Genomic DNA, 19,271 nt, shown 5'->3' with positions numbered 1-19,271 from the left:
ATCAGCCTCCTGCGGTGGGTTGGGGTTGCCGCTCCGGCGCGGCCGACCGGGCGCGCTCGGCCCGCTGGGCGCGGCGGTCGCGCAGGTCCGCGCGGATGAAGACGACGAGCCCGAGCAGGCCGATCGAGCCGAACATGAACCACTGCACGGCGTACCAGAAATGCGGACCGTCGGACAGCTCGGGCAACAGCAGCGGCGCCAGCTCCGGCTCGGCCGGGTCCGAGGACTGCAGCGCGACCCAGCCGTCGGCGACCGGATAGGGCAGCGCGCCGGCCAGGCCGCGGGCGTTCACCAGCCGGGCCTGGCCGTCGACCGGGGTGATCGCCTCGACCGGTCCCTGTTCGTCGACCCGGACGAACCCGATCACCCGGACCTCCCCGTCCGGTGGCGGGGGCGCCGCCGGCGCCGGGGCGTTGCGTGGGGCAGCGAGGAAGCCACGGTCGACCAGCACCACCGTCCCGTCGGCGGTGCGCAGCGGGGCGACGATCTCGACGCCGGGCACGCTTGCCCGGGTGCGGAGCCGGATCACGAACTGGTTCGCGGCGTCATAGCGACCGGTCAGCTCGACCCGCTGCCACTGCTGGGCCTCGGTCACCGGGGCGCCGAAGATATCCTCGCCCGGTACCGGCTCGGCGGCCTCCCGGGCCAGCAGCCGGTCATTGGTCTGCTGCCGCTCCTCGAGCCGGCTGAGCTGCCAGCGCCCGAGCAGCACGCAGGCGGTCGCCACCACGGCAACGAAGGCCAGCAGGGCGAGCCAGCGCAGGATCAGGCGACGCACGGACCCACTCTAGGTGCCGGACTCTAGGTGCCGGACTCCCGCTCCTCGGTCTCGTCCGGCTCCTCCGGCGCAGCGGAGCTCAGGGCGAGCTGCACCTTCGCCGACGCGGCGCTCAACGTCGCCCCGCGGCCGACCGCCAGCCCGATCAGGTACGCCGTGAGCGGCGCGGCCGGCCGGATCACCTGGTGCGCCGCGTCCCGGGTCAGGTCGAGCAGGATGTGGCGGGCGTCCTCGTCCAACTCGTCCTCGGCGAGATCGAGGACGGCACACACCTCGCCCAGCCAGCCGTTCAGCGTGTTGGTCTCAGCCGACATCTGTCCTCCGTCGTCCGTCTCGCGGTCCTGGGGGCGATCTGGCGTACCGCGCCCGCATTGCGATCATGACATGGGCCCGCGCGGCGCCGATCACGGCCCCGGGACCGCGCGCCTAGACTGGCCGGCATGGCTGCACGGTCCGGGTTGCCCCTCGTCGACGGGTTCGGTCGCGTCGCGACCGACCTGCGGGTGTCGCTGACCGACCGCTGCAATCTGCGCTGTACCTATTGCATGCCGGCCGAAGGACTGCCCTGGCTGGATCGCGAGGAGTTGCTGACCAATGCCGAGCTGACGCGGCTGATCCGGGTCGGGGTGGAGCGGCTCGGGATCACCTCGGTACGCCTGACCGGTGGCGAGCCGCTGCTGCGTCCCGACCTGATCGAGATTGTCGCCGGCATCGACGCGCTGCGGCCGCGGCCGCGGATCGCGTTGACCACCAACGGGATCGGGCTGGCCAAGCGGGCCGAGGAGCTCGCCCGGGCCGGGCTGGACCGGCTGAACATCTCACTCGACACCCTCGACCCGCAGACCTTCGCCACGCTGACTCGCCGGCGGCGGCTGCCCGATGTGTTGGCCGGGATCCGCGCCGCGGTCGCCGCCGGCCTGCACCCGGTCAAGATCAACTCCGTGCTGATGCGCGGGGTGAACGATCATGAGGCCGCCCATCTGGTGGAGTGGGCGATCGGCGAGGGCGTCCAACTGCGCTTCATCGAGCAGATGCCGCTGGATGCCCAGCACGGCTGGCGCCGGACCGAGATGATCACCGCCGACGAGATCCATGCGCGGATCGCGACCCGGTTCCGGCTGGTGGAGGATCCGGCCGACCGGCTGGCCCGCGGGAGCGCGCCCGCCGAGCTGTTCCGGGTCGAGGGCACCGATGCCCGGGTCGGCGTGATCGCCTCGGTCAGCCGCCCGTTCTGCGGCAACTGCGACCGGGTCCGGCTGACCGCGGACGGGCAGATCCGCAACTGCCTGTTCGCCCGGGAGGAATCCGATCTGCGATCGGCGCTGCGCGGCGGGGCCGACGACGAGGAGCTGGCGCGGCGCTGGCTGTCCGCGGTGGCCGGCAAGCGCGCGGGGCACGGCATCGACGATCCGGGCTTCCTGCAGCCGGAGCGGCCGATGTCGGCGATCGGCGGCTGAGCCGGCCGGTCAGGCGATCGGCCCGACCTCGCGCAGGAAGCCCCGCGCCGACAGGAAGCGGTCCAGGGATTCGCGATGCTCGGCACAGGCGAGCCAGTGCTTGCGGCGCTCGGGGGTGTGCAGCTTCGGGTTGTTCCAGGCGAGGTCGAACTCGGCCGCCCGGCGGCAACCCTTCGCCGAACAGATCGCGTCCTCCGTCGGCGTCTCGCTCATCGGTGGCCCCCGGCTTTGTCGGCGGGATCATCGGTTTCGTCGGCGGGATCATTGGTCTCATTGACGAGATCATCGGTCTCGTCGGCGCGCAGCACCGGGCCCGTCGCGATCGCCCGCCCGTCACCGGGATCGGCGGCCCGAGGGGCGGGCTGCTCCGCGCGCCGGTCGACGGCATTGGCGGCGATCACGGCGATCGCGGGCAGGATCACGGCGCCGGCCAGCATCACGGCCTTCCACCAGCCCGGGACGACGATGATCAACAAGAAGCAGACCATCCGGATGCCCATCGTGATGGCGTACCGCACCTCGCGGTGCCGCCGCTCCACCGCGGGTGAGGTCGGGGCGGACGTGACGAGCACGGGCCGCCGCGCGTTTCGTCGGGCCACCCGGCCAGCCTACGTCCGCTAGCCTCGGGCCTGTGAATTCGACGCCTGACGAGGAGGGCCGCGGCGCCGCTGCCGCCGCCGAGGACCGATTCGGCGAGCAGCCCCGGACGGTGCTGGTGACCGGCGGCAACCGCGGGATCGGTCGCGTGATCGCCGAGGAGTTCGCGGCGTACGGCCACCGGGTCGCCGCCACGCACCGCTCGGGAGAGGTCCCGGACGGCGTGCTCGGCGTGCAGTGCGATGTCACCGACCCCGAGTCGGTCGAACAGGCATTCGCCACCGTCGAGGCCGAGCTCGGCCCGGTGGAGGTCGTCGTCGCCAATGCCGGTATCACCCGCGACGGGCTGCTGCTGCGGATGAGCGATGAGGACTTCGACGCCGTCGTGCAGGCAAATCTGGCCGGCGCGTTCCGCGTCGCGCGGCGGGCGGCGCGGCCGATGATCCGCAAGCGGTTCGGTCGGATCATCTTCATCTCCTCGGTGGTGGGCCTGCTCGGCTCGGCCGGGCAGGTGAACTACGCGGCCTCCAAGGCGGGGCTGGTCGGGATGGCCCGCTCGATCGCCCGCGAGCTCGGTTCGCGCGGTGTCACCGCCAATGTGGTGGCGCCGGGCTTCATAGAGACGGACATGACCGCGGAGCTGTCGGAGGATCTGGTCCGCGGGTACGCCGAGCAGATCCCGCTCGGCCGGATGGGCGCGGCCACTGATGTCGCGGGCGCCGTGCGCTTCCTTGCCGGGCCGGATGCGGGCTACATCACCGGCGCCGTGCTGCCCGTCGACGGCGGCCTCGGGATGGGGCACTGAAGCGACCAGTAGGGGCAGACCAGTAGGGCAGATCAGCAGGAAAGGGCACAGTTCGACATGGGAATCCTCGAGGGCAAGCAGATCCTCGTCACCGGCCTGACCAAGCACACCTCCATCGCCTATGAGGTGGCCCGGATCGCCCAGGAGCAGGGCGCCAGCGTCGTGGTCTCCAATTTCGGCCGCGCGCTCCGGCTCACCCAGCGGGTGGTGCAGCGGCTGGACCCGACGCCGCCGGTGATCGAGCTGGACGTCACCGACGCCGACCACCTCGCCGGCCTGCCGGCCGCGCTGGGCGAGCACCTGGACCGCGTCGACGGGGTGGTGCACTCGGTGGCCTTCGCCAACCCGGAGACCTCGCTCGGGGGCAAGTTCTTGTCCACGCCCTGGCCGGACGTGGCGAGCGCGGTGCAGGTCTCGGCGTACTCGCTGGTCAGCCTGGTCAACGCCTGCCGGCCGCTGCTCGCGGAGGATGCCTCCGTGGTCGGGCTGACCTTCGATGCCAGCCTGGCCTGGCCCGTCTACGACTGGATGGGGGTCTCCAAGGCCGCCCTGGAATCGGTCAATCGGTATCTCGCCCGCTATCTCGGCGCCGACGGCATCCGATCCAACCTGGTCGCCGCCGGCCCGCTGGACACGCTGGCCAAGCAGGCGATCCCCGGTGCCGACGAGTTCAACGCGATCTGGGGCGAGCGGGCGCCGCTCGGCTGGGACTCGAAGAATCTCGAGCCCACCGCGAAGGCGGTCGTCGCGCTGCTCAGCGACTGGTTCCCGGCCACCACCGGCGAGATCCTGCACGTCGACGGCGGCCTGCACGCGATGGGCGCCTGAGCGGCGGCGTACCACCACGACGTTCCCGCCGGAACGTCTACCCCGTCCGGTCGCCCGGCCAGGCCACCGCGGCGCACAGCGCCTCCGCGGCGGCATCGCGCAGGGCCCGCAGCTCGCGGGAGCGTACCTCCACCGCATGGCTGGACCACGCCGCCGACGCGCCGTCGAGGCCGGCCTCGGCGGCGACCAACAACCCGGCCGCCCGGTCGGCCGCGCGCCGCGACCGCGCCGGATAGGCCGCCGGCAGCAGACCCGCCGGGCTCGCCGGGCGCTCCCCGCCGGCACCGCCGATCTCGTCCAGCACCCGGGCAGCGGCGAGTACCGCCTCGCTCAGCGCGCGCTCGGCCTCGTACGGGCCGGGGTCGGGGGCAGGCGGGGCGGCGTCGTGGATGCGCCACTGCACCGCATTGCCGACCGACTGGGGCACGAACGCGCACCGTCCCTGCTCGGCGACGACCGCGGCGCCGGCCTCGATCGCGGCCGAGTTCAGCGCCGCCGGCCCGCGCAGCAGCCCGGGGGCACCGGCGCGGGGAACCGCGAGCAGCCAAGGGCCCGGCGCGAACAACCGGGTGGCGGCCAGTGCGGTGTCGAGTTCGACCGCGTTCAGCGGGTCCAGGCCGAGGATGCCGGCGGGGTCGACCACATGATGGGCCGGGTCGTCGCCGGTCACCGCGCGCGCCGTCACCTCGACGCTGGTCGCGGTGGTACGCAGCAGATTCAACTGCGCCGTCAGCCGGATCGCGGCGGCCAGGGCATGCACCCGGCCAGCGTAGTCCGGGGCCTCCGGCGCCCGGTCGGGGTGGAGGCCGAGCCGGCCCGGCCGGCCTTGGTAGGTTCGCGCGCATGGCAGAAGTGGCCGAGCTCGTCGGCGTCAGTGTGATCCGCGGCAGGGCGGAGCTGTTGGCCGACATCGACTGGCAGATCAACGAGTCCGACCGCTGGGTCGTGATCGGCCCGAACGGCGCCGGCAAGACCACGCTGCTCCAGGTTCTGGGCGCCCATCTGCATCCGACCGGCGGGATGGTGGACCTGCTCGGCGAGATCCTCGGCGCGACGGATGTCTTCGAGCTCCGCCCGCGGATCGGGATGACCTCGGCCGCACTCGCGGACAAGGTGCCCCGCGGGGAGAAGGTCACCGATGTGGTGGTCTCGGCGTCCTATGCCGTGCTCGGTCGGTGGCGCGAGGAGTACGAGGAACTCGACCACGAGCGTGCGCGGGAGCTGCTGGACCAGGTCGGCGTCGCCCACCTCGCCGAGCGGACCTTCTCCACGCTGAGCGAGGGCGAGCGCAAGCGGGTCCTCGTCGCCCGGGCCCTGATGAGCGATCCCGAGCTGCTGCTGCTCGACGAGCCGGCCGCGGGGCTCGATCTGGCCGGGCGCGAGTCCCTGGTGGGTACGCTGTCGCGGCTCGCGCTCGACACCCGGGCACCCGCCCAGGTCCTGGTCACCCACCATGTCGAGGAGATCCCGCTCGGCATCACCCACGCGCTGCTGCTGCGCGGCGGCCGGATCGTGGCGAGCGGGCCGCTGCGCGAGACGCTGACCGATGCGAACATGTCGGAGACCTTCGGCCTGCCGCTGGCGTTGACCGAATCCGACGGTCGGTGGGCGGCCCGCGCCGTCCCCAACGGCAGCGCTCGATTCACCCGGCGTACCGCCGCTCGTTGATCAATCGGTCGGCTGGGCCAGCGCCAACACCTCGGCGCCCGGCAGCCGCGCGAGGTCGGCGCCGTCGATCATGATCTTGGCGGCACGCACGCCCGCGCCGATCACCACCGGCCCGGCCGCCGCGACGGCCTCGTCGACGAGGACCGGCCAGTCCGCCGGCAGGCCGATCGGGGTGATCCCGCCGTACTCCATGCCGGTCAGCGAGGTCGCGGTCTCCATCGGCGCGAAGCTGATCTTGCGTACCCCGAGATGCTTGCGGACGGTCTTGTTCACATCGGCGCGATGGGTGGCCAGCACCAGCACCGCGGCGTGGGTGGTCTGCTCGCCGCGGCGCCCCTCGACGATCACGCAGTTCGCCGATGCCCCGAGCGGCACCTGGTAGCGCTCGCAGAATGCCGCGGTGTCGGCCAGCTCGGCGTCGATCGGCGCCACCCACGCGGGCCCCGGCGGGGCGGCCGCCGCCACCGGCGCTGCGACCAGCTCCGTGGTGGTCGCCAGGTCGTGCCAGTCCAGGGTGCCGAGTTGCGGTGCGTTCACCCGCCCGATCCTAGGCACGTCCGGGCGGGCGCCGTGACGTGGCAGCATGACCCGGTGCCGTTGATCACCGTCGCCGATGCCGCCGATCCGCGCCTGGCCGACTATGTCGCCCTGCGCGACACGTCGCTGCGCCGGCATCTGGAGTCTGCGGAGGGACTGTTCATCGCCGAGGGGGAGAAGGTGATCCGGCGCGCGGTCGAGGCGGGCTATCGGCCGCGGTCGTTCCTGCTCGCCGAACGCTGGCTGGACTCCCTGCGCGATGTCTTGGACCGCTGGCCGGCGACTGACGTGCTGGTGGTCACCGAGGAGCTGGCCGAGCGGGTGACGGGATTCCACGTGCATCGCGGCGCGCTGGCCTCGCTGCATCGCGAGCAGCGGTACGCCGTCGCCGACCTGCTGGCCGCGCCGGGACGCTCCCGGATCGCCGTGCTGGAGGATCTGGTCGATCATGCCAATGTGGGCGCGGTGTTCCGCTCGGCAGCCGCGCTCGGAGTCGATGCCGTGCTGGTCTCGCCGCGCTGCGCCGACCCGCTCTACCGCCGCTCGATCAAGGTCAGCATGGGCGCGGTGCTGCAGGTGCCGTGGGCGCGGATCGAGCCGTGGCCGGCCGGTGTCGCGCGGCTGCGCGAGGCCGGCTATCTGGTTGCCGGGATGTCGCTCGGCGAGGGTGCGCTCACCCTGGACGAACTGGTCGCCGGCGATCATCCTCGGCTGGCGCTGGTCTTCGGCACGGAGGGCCACGGGTTGAGTCCGGGCGCGGACCGGTTGCTCGATGCGCGGGTGAGGATCCCGATGCTGAACGGGGTGGACTCGCTGAACGTTGCGGCGAGCTCGGCGGTGGCGTTCTATGCCACCGGGGATCGGGGCGGGAGCGGGGATCGGGGCCGAACTGGGGATCGGGGGAGTGATGGATGAGCTGACGCTGAGTTGGCAGCTCGGCACGGCGGGCCTGCTCGCGCTGGCCGTCGCCGCGATCGGGCTGCTGCTGGTGCTGATCATGGCGTTCAAGGTGCACGCCTTCATCGCCTTGATGGCGACCAGCGTGCTCACCGCCGTGGCCGCCGGGATCCCGCCGGACCAACTCGTCGACGCCCTGGAGTACGGCTTCAATCCCACCCTGGGCAGCGTCATGCTGCTGGTCGCGCTCGGCGCGATGCTGGGCCGGATGATCGAGACCTCGGGCGGGGCGCGCGTACTCGCCGATCGGATGATCGCGATCTTCGGGGAACGGCGCGCCGGATTCGCGCTGTCGCTGACCAGCCTGCTGATGGGTTTCCCGATCTTCTTCGACGCGGGACTGGTGGTGATGATGCCGATCATCTACGCCGTCGCGCGCCGGGTCGGCGGATCGTTCCTGTCCATCGCGCTGCCGTCGGCCATCGCCTTCAGCACGATGCACATCTTCCTGCCGCCACATCCGGGGCCGGTGTCGGCATCAGCGATCTACGGCGCCGACGTTGGTCTGGTGCTGCTGCTCGGCCTGGTCGTGGCGATCCCGGTCTGGTACGTGGTCGGCGTGCTGCTCGGCAGCCGGCTCGGGCGGCGGTTCGACGTGCCCGTGCCCACTCTCCTCGACGGCACCCGGTCCGAGGACGAGAGCTTCGAGTCGAATCCCTCGGTCGGGCGGGTGCTCGCCCTGTTGCTGCTTCCGCTGCTACTGATCTTGTTGAACACGGGCCTGAACATGGCCTCGGCGATGCAGCCCGACCGGGAGGCATTCCTCGCCCAGCCCTGGGTCGCGACCCTGCGGACGCTCGGTGCAACCCCGATCGCGTTGTTGATCACGGTCGTGGTGTCGATGGCGGTGCTCGGCTGGGGGATGGGCAAGCCGGGGACGCTGGTGGAGAAGATCGCCGACTCCGCGCTCGGCCCGATCTGCTCCGTCGTCCTGGTCACCGGGGCCGGCGGGATGTTCGGCGGGGTGCTGCGCGCGACCGGGATCGGCGACGCGCTCGCCGAGTCCCTGAACGGCATCGGACTGCCCGTGATCGTCGCGGCGTACCTGATCGCGCAATTGGTACGCCTGGCCCAGGGCTCGGCGACGGTGGCCCTGACCACGGCCGCTTCGCTGATGTCGGCGGTGGTCGCGGCGGGAAGCTACAACGCGGTCGAGATCGCGGCGATCGTGCTCGCCACCGCCGCCGGCTCGGTGGGCTTCAGCCACGTCAACGACTCCGGGTTCTGGCTGGTCAGTCGGTTCTTCGGACTCGACATGAAGCAGACGCTGGCGACCTGGACCCTGTTGCAGGGCGCGATGGGGCTGCTCGGGTTTGCCATCTCGGCGGTGATCTTCGTACTCGCCGGTGGGCTCGCCGGGTGATCATGGCTGCCGAGGTCCGCCGGCGCGGGTCCGGTCAGGACCGCTCGGTCGCCAGGCGTAGCGCGAATGCCCCGAGCACCACGCCGGTCAGCGCATCCACGGCGCGCCGCACCGGGCTGCGCAGCAACAGCGCCCTGGCGCGCACCGCTGCGAACACGATGATCACCAACCAGGTGGTGCCGATAACCGGTAGCAGCCAGGCGTAGGCGATGCCGATCCAGATCGGCGCGCCCGGCGTCAGGAACTGGGGCAGCAGCGCAAGGTAGAAGATCAGAATCTTCGGATTCGTCGCATTGCCCAGGAAGCCCTGCCGAAACCCGGCCCAGCGCGACGGCGCGGCACTCGCCGCCGGATCGCGATAGCGGCCGCGCCTCGCGCTGATCAGCGCCTGCGCCGCGAGCCAGCACAGGTAGACCACGCCGAGCCACTTGACCGCGGCGAACAGCGTGTGGCTGGCCATGATCAACGCACCGAGCCCGGCCGCGGCCGCCAGTCCCTGCAGCATCGACGCGGCCGCAACCCCCGCGGACGTCGCGAGCCCGCGTCCCCGGCCGCCGATCACGGTGTTGCGCAGCACGATCGTGAAATCCGCGCCGGGCACCAGCACCACGGCGAGCACCACTGCCAGATAGGGCAGCAACGTCTCGGTGACCATGAGACGAGCCTAGGACCCCGGATCGGTGTGACCAGCACCATTTCAGCCAGCGCGGACAGTGATCCTGCCGCACGCCTCAGCCGTCGGACTCCGCGTCTGCCGGGGTCGGCCGCCGCGCGGGGTGCACCGGCCAGTCGGCGGGGTAGCGCTCGGACAGTTCCTCGTGTGCGGCGTACAGGCCCTTGCGGAGTTTGCCGCGCAGCCGGTCGCCGAAGACGATGCCGTTGAGGTGATCGGTCTCGTGCTGCAGGCAGCGCGCGAGCAGCCCGGTGCCGACGATCTCCACGTCATTGCCGAACTCGTCCTGGCCGCGCGCGATCGCGTGATCGGGCCGGGCCAGTTCCGCGTACGCGCCGGGCAGCGACAGGCAGCCCTCGTCGGCCGTTTCCAGGTGCCGTTCCTTGCCGGTCGGCAGCTCGACCACGGGATTGCACAGCACCCCCACCCGATTCACCTCGTCCTCGTCGGGGCAGTCGTAGACGAAGATCGACAACCCGAGCCCGACCTGGGTTGCGGCAAGCCCCACGCCGGACGCGGCCGCCATCGTCGCGAACATGTCGCGGGCCAGCTCGCGCAGCTCGTCGTCGAACTTTGTCACCGGCGTCGTCGGGGCATGCATGACGGGGGCGCCCCAGCGGGTGATGGGTCGGACACGCCCGCCGCCGGTGAGGTCGGTCGAGGTCATCGGGACATCGAGTTCATCGGACAACGGGGACCTTTCGTCGGGCAGGTGGGCCTTCTCCGGGTGCTCGGGCGGTACACCGCGCATGGGCGGCGCGGTACGCCGCGCGTGCGCGGCGCCCAATGTTAGCCGTCGCGGGTGGGCGTGGCGCTCGGATCCGGCCGCGGCACCAGCAACACGCAGGCCGGGCTGGGGCTTGCGAACCGGAAGTCCAGCAGCCACTCGATGTCCTCGTCGGCGCCGCCGAGCTCCTCGTCGAGTTCCTCGGCGTCGCGGAACACCGACACCGCGTCCGACCGCTCGCAGGCCACCCAGACCTGGTCTTCGTGGACGACCAGGTCCCGCGGCCAGCGGCCCGCGACGGGCACCTCGGTGAGCAGCGTGAGCGAATCCTCGTCGCGGTCCAGGTCGAGCACGGCGAAGGTGTCAGGGCCGCGATTGGCGACGAACACGTCATCGCCGCGCAGCCGGATGGCCGACGGCTGGCAGTGCCGGGAACTGGTCGTCGCCGACACCGCGTCGCGCACCCGCCACTCCCGCCCGTCGTGGCGCAGCAACAAGACCTGGGCCGACAGCTCGCAGGCGACGATCAGCCGGTCGGTCGAGTCGACCACCAGGTGCCGCGGACCGGACCCGGCGGGCACCGGGATCGGATGACCCGATTCGCTGAACCGGCCGGAGCTGTCGAGCGCGAGCCGGTGGATGCGGTCCGTGCCGAGATCGACCACGAGGATCTCCGAGCCGAACGGCACCACCTGGTGCGCGTGCGGGACCGACTGGCGATCCGGGTCCGGGCCCGAGCCGGTGAACCGGTGCGTGCCCAGCACCGGGCCCGGTGCACCGTCCGGTCCGATCCGATGACTGGTGACCAGGCCGTCGGTGTAGTGGGCGACGACGATGTGGGTGCCGTCCGTGGTCAGCGCGAGGTGGCACGCCCCGGCTGCGCCGGTGCGCACGGATCCGCCGCGGCGCAGGGCGTCGCGCTCCACGCCGAACAGGGTGAGCTCGGAGTTGTCGCCCTCGCCGACCGCGTAGTGCCAGCGACCGTTCGGATGGGACACCAGGTAGCTGGGCGACTCCGCGGCCAGCACCGGGAGTTCGAGCATGTCGACGGCCTCCGCCGTGGGCTCGACCCGGTAGCCGGTGATCCCGCGGGCGTCGCCGTGGTTGTTGCTCGTGTAGCCCCCGACGACCACCGTCGCGTCACCCAACGTCATGGACACGTGGATACCACGTCCGCGTGCCGCACGGGATTCGGCGCACCGCACGGCAGACTGGCCGGGTGACCGAGGGCGAGCCGGCGGCCGATCCGGGCGCGGCCGCGCCCGAGCGGCACGCGGCGCTGTTGGCTGCCTATCGGGCGCACCTGGCGGCGGAGCGGCAGCTCTCCGCGCACACCGTCCGGGCCTATCTGGGCGATGCCTCGGGCCTGCTGGAACACCTGGACCGGTTGGGGGAGACTCCGGCCACGGCCGGACTGCGGTCGTTGCGGAGCTGGCTCGCCCGACAGCAGAGCATGGGCGCCGGGCGCGCGACGGTCCAGCGCCGGGCGGCGTCGGTGCGAACCTTCTTCCGCTGGCTGGCGGCGACCGGCGAGATCGGGCAGAGCCCGGCCGAGGCGCTGCGCTCGCCGAAGCGGCCGCGGCGCCTGCCGGCGACCCTGGACCAGCGGCGCGCCGGCGAGCTGCTGGCCGCCGCGCTCGATCACGCGCGCGACGGGGGACCGGCCGGCCGCCGCAACGCCGCCATCCTCGAGGTGCTGTATGCCGGCGGGATCCGGGTCGGGGAACTGTGCGGGCTCGATCTCGGTGACATCGATCCCGCCCGCGGAACGTTGCGCGTTCTCGGTAAGGGGGCGAAGGAACGCACGGTGCCCATCGGCGCGCCCGCGCAGCGGGCGCTCGAGCAGTGGCTGGCGGTCCGGCCGGAACTGGCCGGAGAGGGCGCCGGTGCGGCGGTCTTCGTCGGCGATCGCGGCGGCCGGATCGATCAGCGGGTGGTACGCCGGATCGTGCACCGGGCCCTCGCCGCCGTGCCGGGCGCCCCCGACCTCGGCCCGCACGGGCTCCGGCACGCGATGGCGACCCACCTGCTGGAGGGCGGCGCCGACCTGCGCAGTGTCCAGGAGATCCTCGGCCACAGCTCACTGGCCACCACGCAGATCTACACCCATGTCACCGCCGAGCGGTTGCGGGCGGCCTTCGAGCAGGCCCACCCGCGCGCCTGACCGGCCAGCACCGGTCGGATCAGAACGGGGCAGCTCAGAACCGGGCAGCTCAGAACGGGGCAGCTCAGAACCAGGAGAGCGGGTCCACGATCCCCCCGTCGAGCCACAGTTGAAGGTGCAGGTGGCAGCCGGTCGAATAGCCCGTGCTGCCGACCCGGCCGATCACCTGGCCCGCGGCGACCCGCTGGCCGGGTCGCACGGTGTAGCCGAGCGCATGGTTGTAGGACGTCCGCACCGCGCGCCCGTCGACCATCCCGTGGTCCAGGATCAACCGGTTGCCCCAGGCGCCGGTGAAGGTCACGGTCGTCACCGTCCCCGCATACGGAGCCCGGATCGGCGTACCGCAGCCGGCGCCCCAGTCCGTGCCGTCGTGCAGTTTGCGGACACCGGTGATCGGGTGCACCCGCATCCCGAACGGCGAGGTGACGGGGCCCGGCACCGGCATGGAGAACCCGTGCTCGCCCGGCGGGCTGGGCCGGCCGAGCCCGCCCCCGGCCTGCGCCTGCTCGTGACGGGCCCGCGCCGCCTCCTCCGCGCGCTTGCGGGCATCGCCCGGCAACATCCGCACGTCGCCGCGGGCCGGATCGGAGCCGAGCAGGTCCCGGGGGTCGAGATAGGCATCGCCGCGCTTCAGCCCCCAGTGCAGGCAGGCGGCCGCAGCGCCGCAGGGGTGTCCGGCCTGCAGCTCGCCGACCGGGTCGCCGAGGTCCACCCGATCGCCGACCGCGACGCTCGCCCGGACCGGCTCGTAGGTCGTCCTGACGTCGCCGTGGTCGATCACCAGCACGTCCCGGCCGGCGATCCGGCCGACGAAGGAGACCCGCCCGGCGGCGGCCGCCGAGACGGTGGTGCCGGGACTCGCGCCGAGGTCGAGACCGCGATGCCCGGGCTGCCAGTCCTTCGCTGGCGGGTCGAACTCGCGCACCACCGGGCCGTCGAGGGGCCAGGCGCCGGGCGGCAGGCCGGCCCCGGTCAGGCCGATCACGGCCAGCAGGACCAGCGCGATGGCGTACCCGGAGCGCGACGGAACGGTCATGCCAGACCATCGCCGCGCCGCGGCGCCGATTGTCGGCCGGGCCGCGATCTGTGGACAATCGGCACCGGTCGCGCGCCCTGTGGACAACCCGGATCCCGCGGATTGGCGCGGTCCGCGCGCGGCCGCGTAGACTCGTCGCAGCGATCCTTACGGATCGACTTCGCATGCGGGTTCCCGGTCACGCCGGGCAGCATGGCTCAGTCCCACGCCGAGCATTCGTCGAGGGTTCGTGCTGCGCCCGCGTCAGGGGTGCCGGCGACCTGCCGGTGCCGACCAACTGAGGGCGCCCGCGCACGGGCGCCGGAACGAGGAGGAACGGCCATGGCCGTCGTCACCGCGCGCCAACTGCTGGAGAGTGGCGTTCACTTCGGGCACCAGACCCGACGCTGGAACCCCAAGATGAAGCGCTTCATCTTCACCGAGCGCAATGGCATCTACATCATCGACCTGCAGCAGTCGCTGAACTACATCGACAAGGCCTATGCCTTCGTCAAGGACACCGTCGGCCGCGGCGGTCAGGTGCTGTTCGTCGGCACCAAGAAGCAGGCCCAGGAGGCCATCGCCGAGCAGGCCACCCGGGTCGGCATGCCGTATGTCAACCAGCGCTGGCTGGGCGGCATGCTCACCAACTTCCACACCGTGATCAAGCGGATCCAGCGGCTGAAGGAGCTCGAGGGCATGGACCTCGAGACCGGCGGCGACACCGGCCTGACCAAGAAGGAACTGCTCGGCCTCAAGCGCGAGAAGGACAAGCTGGAGAAGACCTTGGGCGGCATCCGCGACATGGCCCGCACCCCGCAGGCCGTGTGGATCGTCGACACCAAGAAGGAACACCTGGCCGTCGACGAGGCCCGCAAGCTGAAGATCCCGGTGATCGCGATCCTCGACACCAACTGCGATCCCGACGAGGTCGACTACGCGATCCCGGGCAATGACGACGCGATCCGCTCGGTCGCGCTGCTCACCCGCGTGCTCGCCGACGCCGTCGCCGACGGCCTGATGGCGCGCTCCGGCGCGCAGACCGGCTCGGAGGAGAACGAGCCGATGGCCGAGTGGGAGCGCGAGCTGCTGGCGGGCCAGGGCACCGACGGCGAGACCGCCGCCGACGCTTCCGGCGCCACCCCGGCGCTGAACGACCCGGACGCCCAGGCCCTGGTCGAGGCCACCGAGGAGAACCCCTCGAACAAGGGCCCGGTCTCCGACGAGAGCGTCGACGTCGCCGCGCCCGCGGAGCCGACCCCGAGCCAGAACGACTGATCACCTCATCCACCCAACCTTCACCAAAGGGGAGTACGCATGGCAGTCACCGCTGCTGACGTCAAGAAGCTCCGCGACGCCACCGGCGCCGGGATGATGGACGCCAAGAAGGCCCTCACCGAGGCCGACGGCGACCACGACAAGGCCGTCGAGCTGCTGCGCGTCAGCGGCCAGGCCAAGGCCGCCAAGCGCGGCGCCGAGCGCGAGGCGAGCAACGGGCTCGTCGCCAACTCGGGCCAGGCGCTGGTCCAGCTCGGCGCGGAGACCGACTTCGTCGCCAAGAACGACGAGTTCATGAAGCTGGCCGAGGACATCGCCGCCGCGGCTGCGACCGCCAAGGCCGACAGCGTCGAGGCGCTGAACACCGCCGAGGTCAACGGTTCCACCGTCGCCGACGCCGTCCAGCAGCTCGCCGCGAAGATCGGCGAGAAGCTCGAGGTCACCAATGCCGCCTACTTCGACGGCCCGACCGCGGTCTACCTGCACCGCCGCGCCTCCGACCTGCCGCCGCAGGTCGGCGTGATGGTCGAGTACGAGGGCGCCGACGCCGACGCGGTCCGCGCCGTGGCGATGCAGGTCGCGGCGATGCGCCCGACCTACCTGACCCGGGACGAGGTTCCCGCCGATGTCGTCGATGGCGAGCGCAAGGTCGCCGAGGCCGCCGCCCGCGAGGAAGGCAAGCCGGAGCAGGCGATCAGCCGGATCGTCGACGGCAAGGTCAACGCCTTCTACAAGGACCACGTCCTGCTGGAGCAGCCGTCGGTCTCGGAGGACAAGAAGACCGTCGGCCAGCAGCTCGAGGCCGCCGGCGTCACCGTGAAGCGGTTCGTCCGCTTCGAGGCGGGCGCCTGATTCGAGCGGGTCGTTCGATCGGTACGCCGGGACGGGCGTCGTGGGGAGACCCACGGCGCCCGTTCCGCATCCGGGAGGCAGACGCATCCCGGCGGGCGGCGGCCGCCGAGTCGCCAAATTGTCTCCGCGCGACTGCCTGCGCGATGATGGGCGGCAGTGTCCGGAACTGGCGAGGGAGAATCGATGGCGTACAGGCGCGTCCTGCTGAAGCTGTCCGGTGAGGTGTTCGGCGGCGGTGCCGTCGGCGTCGATCCGAAGGTCGTCGCCAGCATCGCCCGGCAGGTCGCCGATGTGGTACGCAGCGGCGTCCAGGTCGCCGTGGTGGTGGGCGGCGGCAACTTCTTCCGCGGCGCCGAGCTGCAGCAGGGCGGGATGGACCGCGACCGCGCCGACTACATGGGCATGCTCGGCACGGTCATGAACTGCCTTGCCCTGCAGGACTTCTGCGAGAAGGAAGGCATCGCCACCCGCGTGCAGACCGCCATCGCGATGGGCCAGGTCGCCGAGCCCTACATCCCGCGGCGCGCCGAGCGACACCTGGAGAAGGGTCGGCTGGTGATCTTCGGCGCCGGATCCGGGATGCCGTACTTCTCCACCGACACCGTCGCGGCGCAGCGCGCGCTGGAGATCGGCGCCGAGGTGTTGCTGATGGGCAAGCAGGGCACCGACGGCGTCTACGATGCCGACCCGCGCACCACCCCGGGTGCGACCAAGTTCGACGACCTGAGCTATGACGAGTACCTCGCCCGGGACCTGAAGGTCGCCGACGCCACCGCGATCTCGATGGCTCGCGACTACAAGCTGCCGATGGTCTTCTTCAGCCTCGACACCGCGGGCAACATCGGCCGCGTGGTGGCGGGTGAGAAGATCGGAACGACGGTGCACGCCTGAGGCGCGGCCTCCCGCGTACCCGATGCGGTGCGGGAAACAATCCCGGCACCGAGACGAGCAGACGAAAGGAACGAGCGTGATCGCCGACACCATCCAAGAGGCCGATTCCCGGATGTCGTCCACCGTGGCGCACACCAAGGAGGAGTTCGCCGCGATCCGCACCGGCCGTGCGCACCCCGGCATGTTCGCCAAGATCACGGCCGACTACTACGGTACGCAGACTCCGCTGCAGCAGCTTGCCTCCATCCAGGTCGCCGATGCGCGGATGGTGCTGATCACGCCGTTCGACACCAATGCGACCAACGGCATCGAGAAGGCGATCCGCGATTCCGATCTCGGCGTCAACCCGGCCACCGACGGCAACCAGATCCGGGTTTCGCTGCCGGAGCTGACCGAGGAGCGCCGCAAGGAGTACACCAAGCTCGCCAAGACCAAGGCCGAGGAGGGCCGGGTCGCGATCCGCAACTCCCGCCGCCAGGCCAAGGATGCCCTCGACAAGCTGGTCAAGGACAAGGAGGTCGGCGAGGACGAGGTGACCCGGGCCGAGAAGGACCTCGACGCGCGGACCAAGAAGTACACCGACCAGATCGACGAGCTGCTGAAGAACAAGGAAGCCGAGCTGCTCGAGGTCTGATGACCCCACCCGGAGACGACCCGGCGGATCACCCGCCGCCCGACGCGATCCCGGTCCGTGATCACGGCCGGGCCGGTCGCAACCTGCCCGCGGCGATCGGCGTGGGCGTCGGCCTGTTCGTCGCCCTGGTGGTGACACTCGGCTGGTTCAACCTGGGCTTCGTGCTGCTGATGGCCGTCGCGCTCGCACTGGGCACCGTCGAGGTGTGGCAGGCGATGCGACGGATCGGCATCCACGCCGCCATCGTGCCGATCGTGGTCGGCACGGTCGCGATCATCATCGGCTCCTACCAGGCGAATCTGGAACACCGGGTCAGTACCAACACCTGGATGCTCGCCATCTTGGGGCTGACGGTCCTGGCCAGCCTGGTCTGGCGGATGCCGCGCGGCGCCGACGGCTATCTCCGCGACGTCGCGGGCAGCATGTTGATCATCGGTTGGATCCCGCTGCTCGGCGCGTTCGCGTCGATGATGCTGGCCGGCAACCAGGGCCCGCTGCGGGTGATCACCTTCCTGGTGGTGATCGTGCTGGCCGACACCGGAGGGTACGCCGTGGGCGTCGTCTTCGGCAGGCACCCGATGGCGCCCCGGATCAGCCCCAAGAAGTCGTGGGAGGGTTTCGCCGGGTCACTCGTCCTCGGCACCGCGGGCGCGGTCGCGATGATGACGCTGTTCCTCGGCCAGCCGTGGTGGGTCGGGGCGATCCTCGGCGTGGCGCTGGTTCTGGCCGGCGCCTGCGGCGATCTGGTCGAATCGCTGATCAAGCGCGACATCGGGATCAAGGACATGAGCTCTTTCCTGCCCGGCCACGGTGGCGTGATGGACCGGCTCGACTCGCTGTTGTTGGCAGCCCCGGTGGCGTGGCTGATCATGCTGATCTTCGTTCCTGGAGGATGACGATGACCGAAGGACGCACCGCGCTGCCGCTGGTGTTCGAGGCACCCCGCCGTGGCAAGCCGCCACGGCACTGGGCCGATCTCGATCCCGAGGCGAGGATCGAGGCGGTGCAGGCCGCCGGCCTGCCCCGGTTTCGCGCGCAGCAGCTCTCGCGCCACTACTTCGAGCACCTGAACGACGACCCGCGGTCCTGGACCGACCTGCCGGCGGTACTGCGTACCGAGCTCGCCGAGCAGCTCTTCCCGCGGCTGCTCGACCCGGTACGCCGGATGCAGACCGACAACGGCACCACCGTGAAGACGCTGTGGAAGCTGCACGACGGCGCGCTGGTGGAGAGCGTGCTGATGCGCTACCCGAACCGCACCACCATGTGCGTCTCGTCGCAGGCCGGCTGCGGGATGGCCTGCCCGTTCTGTGCGACCGGGCAGGGCGGCCTTCAGCGCAACATGTCCACCGCGGAGATCGTCGAGCAGGTCACCGACGGCGCCCGGGCGCTGCGCGCCGGTGAGATTCCCGGCGGGCCCGGCCGGGTCAGCAACATCGTCTTCATGGGGATGGGGGAGCCGCTGGCCAACTACAAGTCGGTGATCGGCGCGGTGCGGGCGATGACCACGCCCGCGCCGGACGGGCTCGGCATCGGCGCGCGCGGCATCACCGTCTCCACCGTCGGCCTGGTGCCGGCGATCCACCGGCTGACCGCGGAGGGCCTGCCGCTGACCCTGGCCCTGTCGCTGCACGCCCCGGACGACGAGTTGCGCGACGAGCTGGTCCCGGTGAACAACCGCTGGAACGTCGGCGAGGCCGTCGACGCGGCCTGGGAGTACGCCCGGGCGACGAAGCGCCGGGTATCGGTGGAGTACGCGCTGATCAAGGACATCAACGACCAGGCGCACCGCGCCGACCTGCTCGCCGATGTGCTGAAGCGGCGCGGCACCAAGGCCGACGGGAGCTGGGGTTGGGTGCACGTGAACCTGATTCCGCTGAACCCGACACCCGGCTCGAAGTGGACCGCATCGCGGCCCGAGGACGAGGCCGAGTTCGTCCGGCGACTGGCGGCTCGGGGCGTACCGGTCACGGTTCGCGACACCCGCGGCCGCGAGATCGACGGCGCGTGCGGGCAGCTCGCCGCGACCGGGTCGTGAAGTCGCGGG

General features: G+C 71.6%; 23 protein-coding genes. 13 read left to right on the top strand and 10 right to left on the bottom strand.

Annotated features, from left to right (window positions below; translation table 11 throughout):
• Position 1: 1 nt before the first annotated feature.
• Positions 2–778, bottom strand: a complete 777-nt coding sequence (locus ACXDC7_RS13615; protein ID WP_179445924.1) for an SURF1 family cytochrome oxidase biogenesis protein — start codon at positions 776–778, stop codon at positions 2–4.
• Positions 779–801: 23 nt separating this feature from the next.
• On the bottom strand, positions 802–1,092 hold the full coding sequence (locus ACXDC7_RS13610) for a DUF6457 domain-containing protein (protein ID WP_179445925.1): 291 nt from the start codon (positions 1,090–1,092) through the stop codon (positions 802–804).
• A gap of 126 nt (positions 1,093–1,218) precedes the next feature.
• Here ACXDC7_RS13610 and moaA point away from each other — a divergent pair, with 126 nt between their 5' ends.
• Positions 1,219–2,235 (top strand): GTP 3',8-cyclase MoaA, encoded by a 1,017-nt coding sequence (gene moaA / locus ACXDC7_RS13605; protein ID WP_459222438.1) that lies wholly within the window; start codon positions 1,219–1,221, stop codon positions 2,233–2,235.
• 9 nt (positions 2,236–2,244) lie between these two features.
• On the opposite strand, the gene ACXDC7_RS13600 is transcribed toward moaA, so the two are convergent.
• Positions 2,245–2,448: a hypothetical protein gene (locus ACXDC7_RS13600; RefSeq protein WP_179445927.1), complete on the bottom strand. Its 204-nt coding sequence runs from the start codon at positions 2,446–2,448 to the stop codon at positions 2,245–2,247.
• The gene (locus tag ACXDC7_RS13595) at positions 2,445–2,834 is read right to left on the bottom strand and encodes a DUF3099 domain-containing protein (protein ID WP_459222437.1); all 390 of its coding nucleotides are present in this window, start codon (positions 2,832–2,834) and stop codon (positions 2,445–2,447) included. Before ACXDC7_RS13595 ends, ACXDC7_RS13600 begins: the two co-directional genes overlap by 4 nt.
• A gap of 110 nt (positions 2,835–2,944) precedes the next feature.
• On the opposite strand from ACXDC7_RS13595, the gene fabG reads away from it, so the two are divergent.
• Positions 2,945–3,637, top strand: a complete 693-nt coding sequence (fabG, locus tag ACXDC7_RS13590; protein ID WP_459222841.1) for a 3-oxoacyl-[acyl-carrier-protein] reductase — start codon at positions 2,945–2,947, stop codon at positions 3,635–3,637.
• 57 nt (positions 3,638–3,694) lie between these two features.
• Positions 3,695–4,465 carry an enoyl-ACP reductase FabI gene (gene fabI / locus ACXDC7_RS13585; RefSeq protein WP_179445929.1) on the top strand — a complete coding sequence of 257 codons (771 nt, stop codon included), beginning with the start codon at positions 3,695–3,697 and terminating at the stop codon, positions 4,463–4,465.
• Positions 4,466–4,502: 37 nt separating this feature from the next.
• On the opposite strand, the gene ACXDC7_RS13580 is transcribed toward fabI, so the two are convergent.
• Positions 4,503–5,225, bottom strand: a complete 723-nt coding sequence (locus tag ACXDC7_RS13580) for a hypothetical protein (RefSeq protein WP_459222436.1) — start codon at positions 5,223–5,225, stop codon at positions 4,503–4,505.
• Between the two features lie 83 nt (positions 5,226–5,308).
• Between ACXDC7_RS13580 and ACXDC7_RS13575 the strand changes: the two genes are divergently transcribed.
• On the top strand, positions 5,309–6,133 hold the full coding sequence (locus ACXDC7_RS13575; RefSeq protein ID WP_459222435.1) for an ABC transporter ATP-binding protein: 825 nt from the start codon (positions 5,309–5,311) through the stop codon (positions 6,131–6,133).
• Here the strand turns inward: ACXDC7_RS13575 and ACXDC7_RS13570 are convergent, their stop codons facing one another.
• The gene (locus ACXDC7_RS13570) at positions 6,134–6,670 is read right to left on the bottom strand and encodes a YbaK/EbsC family protein (protein WP_343045971.1); all 537 of its coding nucleotides are present in this window, start codon (positions 6,668–6,670) and stop codon (positions 6,134–6,136) included. It lies immediately after the preceding gene.
• Between the two features lie 33 nt (positions 6,671–6,703).
• On the opposite strand from ACXDC7_RS13570, the gene ACXDC7_RS13565 reads away from it, so the two are divergent.
• Entirely contained in the window at positions 6,704–7,585 is an 882-nt protein-coding gene (locus tag ACXDC7_RS13565; RefSeq protein WP_459222434.1) for a TrmH family RNA methyltransferase, read from the top strand.
• The gene (locus ACXDC7_RS13560) at positions 7,578–8,990 is read left to right on the top strand and encodes a GntP family permease (protein WP_459222840.1); all 1,413 of its coding nucleotides are present in this window, start codon (positions 7,578–7,580) and stop codon (positions 8,988–8,990) included. The genes ACXDC7_RS13565 and ACXDC7_RS13560 overlap by 8 nt, the downstream gene beginning before the upstream one ends.
• A gap of 34 nt (positions 8,991–9,024) precedes the next feature.
• Here ACXDC7_RS13560 and ACXDC7_RS13555 read toward each other — a convergent pair whose 3' ends face one another.
• The 3 genes from ACXDC7_RS13555 to ACXDC7_RS13545 form a co-directional block, all read right to left on the bottom strand.
• Positions 9,025–9,645 (bottom strand): LysE family translocator, encoded by a 621-nt coding sequence (locus ACXDC7_RS13555; protein ID WP_459222433.1) that lies wholly within the window; start codon positions 9,643–9,645, stop codon positions 9,025–9,027.
• Positions 9,646–9,721: 76 nt separating this feature from the next.
• Positions 9,722–10,330, bottom strand: coding sequence for a peptide deformylase (gene def / locus ACXDC7_RS13550; protein ID WP_179445935.1), 609 nt, complete (start codon positions 10,328–10,330; stop codon positions 9,722–9,724).
• A 122-nt stretch (positions 10,331–10,452) separates the two neighbouring features.
• Complete coding sequence (locus tag ACXDC7_RS13545; protein WP_459222432.1) at positions 10,453–11,544, bottom strand: lactonase family protein; 1,092 nt, start codon at positions 11,542–11,544, stop codon at positions 10,453–10,455.
• Positions 11,545–11,669: 125 nt separating this feature from the next.
• Here ACXDC7_RS13545 and ACXDC7_RS13540 point away from each other — a divergent pair, with 125 nt between their 5' ends.
• A complete protein-coding gene (locus ACXDC7_RS13540) occupies positions 11,670–12,554 on the top strand; it encodes a tyrosine recombinase XerC (protein WP_459222839.1) in 885 nt (294 codons plus the stop codon).
• A gap of 64 nt (positions 12,555–12,618) precedes the next feature.
• Here ACXDC7_RS13540 and ACXDC7_RS13535 read toward each other — a convergent pair whose 3' ends face one another.
• Complete coding sequence (locus ACXDC7_RS13535; protein WP_459222431.1) at positions 12,619–13,590, bottom strand: peptidoglycan DD-metalloendopeptidase family protein; 972 nt, start codon at positions 13,588–13,590, stop codon at positions 12,619–12,621.
• Positions 13,591–13,911: 321 nt separating this feature from the next.
• Between ACXDC7_RS13535 and rpsB the strand changes: the two genes are divergently transcribed.
• The 6 genes from rpsB (at position 13,912) to rlmN (ending at position 19,262) form a co-directional block, all read left to right on the top strand.
• A complete protein-coding gene (rpsB, locus tag ACXDC7_RS13530) occupies positions 13,912–14,847 on the top strand; it encodes a 30S ribosomal protein S2 (protein ID WP_179445939.1) in 936 nt (311 codons plus the stop codon).
• A gap of 39 nt (positions 14,848–14,886) precedes the next feature.
• On the top strand, positions 14,887–15,699 hold the full coding sequence (tsf, locus tag ACXDC7_RS13525; RefSeq protein ID WP_179445940.1) for a translation elongation factor Ts: 813 nt from the start codon (positions 14,887–14,889) through the stop codon (positions 15,697–15,699).
• 183 nt (positions 15,700–15,882) lie between these two features.
• On the top strand, positions 15,883–16,590 hold the full coding sequence (gene pyrH, locus ACXDC7_RS13520; RefSeq protein WP_179445941.1) for a UMP kinase: 708 nt from the start codon (positions 15,883–15,885) through the stop codon (positions 16,588–16,590).
• A 79-nt stretch (positions 16,591–16,669) separates the two neighbouring features.
• Positions 16,670–17,224: a ribosome recycling factor gene (gene frr / locus ACXDC7_RS13515; protein WP_179446627.1), complete on the top strand. Its 555-nt coding sequence runs from the start codon at positions 16,670–16,672 to the stop codon at positions 17,222–17,224.
• Entirely contained in the window at positions 17,224–18,120 is an 897-nt protein-coding gene (locus tag ACXDC7_RS13510) for a phosphatidate cytidylyltransferase (RefSeq protein WP_179445942.1), read from the top strand. Before frr ends, ACXDC7_RS13510 begins: the two co-directional genes overlap by 1 nt.
• Positions 18,117–19,262: a 23S rRNA (adenine(2503)-C(2))-methyltransferase RlmN gene (rlmN, locus tag ACXDC7_RS13505; RefSeq protein WP_459222430.1), complete on the top strand. Its 1,146-nt coding sequence runs from the start codon at positions 18,117–18,119 to the stop codon at positions 19,260–19,262. Before ACXDC7_RS13510 ends, rlmN begins: the two co-directional genes overlap by 4 nt.
• Positions 19,263–19,271 lie beyond the last annotated feature (9 nt).

The sequence above is a fragment of the Naumannella huperziae genome (genome assembly GCF_054073625.1).
Note: the sequence above shows the minus strand (reverse complement) of the source record. Positions and strands in the feature narration are given on the sequence as shown.

Coding starts and splice junctions, on each gene's coding strand:
- ACXDC7_RS13610 (WP_179445925.1), bottom strand. CDS start 1,092: ATGTCGGCTGAGACCAACACGCTGAACGGCTGGCTGGGCGAGGTGTGT.
- moaA (WP_459222438.1), top strand. CDS start 1,219: ATGGCTGCACGGTCCGGGTTGCCCCTCGTCGACGGGTTCGGTCGCGTC.
- ACXDC7_RS13600 (WP_179445927.1), bottom strand. CDS start 2,448: ATGAGCGAGACGCCGACGGAGGACGCGATCTGTTCGGCGAAGGGTTGC.
- fabI (WP_179445929.1), top strand. CDS start 3,695: ATGGGAATCCTCGAGGGCAAGCAGATCCTCGTCACCGGCCTGACCAAG.
- ACXDC7_RS13575 (WP_459222435.1), top strand. CDS start 5,309: ATGGCAGAAGTGGCCGAGCTCGTCGGCGTCAGTGTGATCCGCGGCAGG.
- ACXDC7_RS13560 (WP_459222840.1), top strand. CDS start 7,578: ATGGATGAGCTGACGCTGAGTTGGCAGCTCGGCACGGCGGGCCTGCTC.
- ACXDC7_RS13555 (WP_459222433.1), bottom strand. CDS start 9,645: ATGGTCACCGAGACGTTGCTGCCCTATCTGGCAGTGGTGCTCGCCGTG.
- def (WP_179445935.1), bottom strand. CDS start 10,330: ATGACCTCGACCGACCTCACCGGCGGCGGGCGTGTCCGACCCATCACC.
- ACXDC7_RS13545 (WP_459222432.1), bottom strand. CDS start 11,544: ATGACGTTGGGTGACGCGACGGTGGTCGTCGGGGGCTACACGAGCAAC.
- ACXDC7_RS13535 (WP_459222431.1), bottom strand. CDS start 13,590: ATGACCGTTCCGTCGCGCTCCGGGTACGCCATCGCGCTGGTCCTGCTG.
- rpsB (WP_179445939.1), top strand. CDS start 13,912: ATGGCCGTCGTCACCGCGCGCCAACTGCTGGAGAGTGGCGTTCACTTC.
- tsf (WP_179445940.1), top strand. CDS start 14,887: ATGGCAGTCACCGCTGCTGACGTCAAGAAGCTCCGCGACGCCACCGGC.
- pyrH (WP_179445941.1), top strand. CDS start 15,883: ATGGCGTACAGGCGCGTCCTGCTGAAGCTGTCCGGTGAGGTGTTCGGC.
- ACXDC7_RS13510 (WP_179445942.1), top strand. CDS start 17,224: ATGACCCCACCCGGAGACGACCCGGCGGATCACCCGCCGCCCGACGCG.
- rlmN (WP_459222430.1), top strand. CDS start 18,117: ATGACGATGACCGAAGGACGCACCGCGCTGCCGCTGGTGTTCGAGGCA.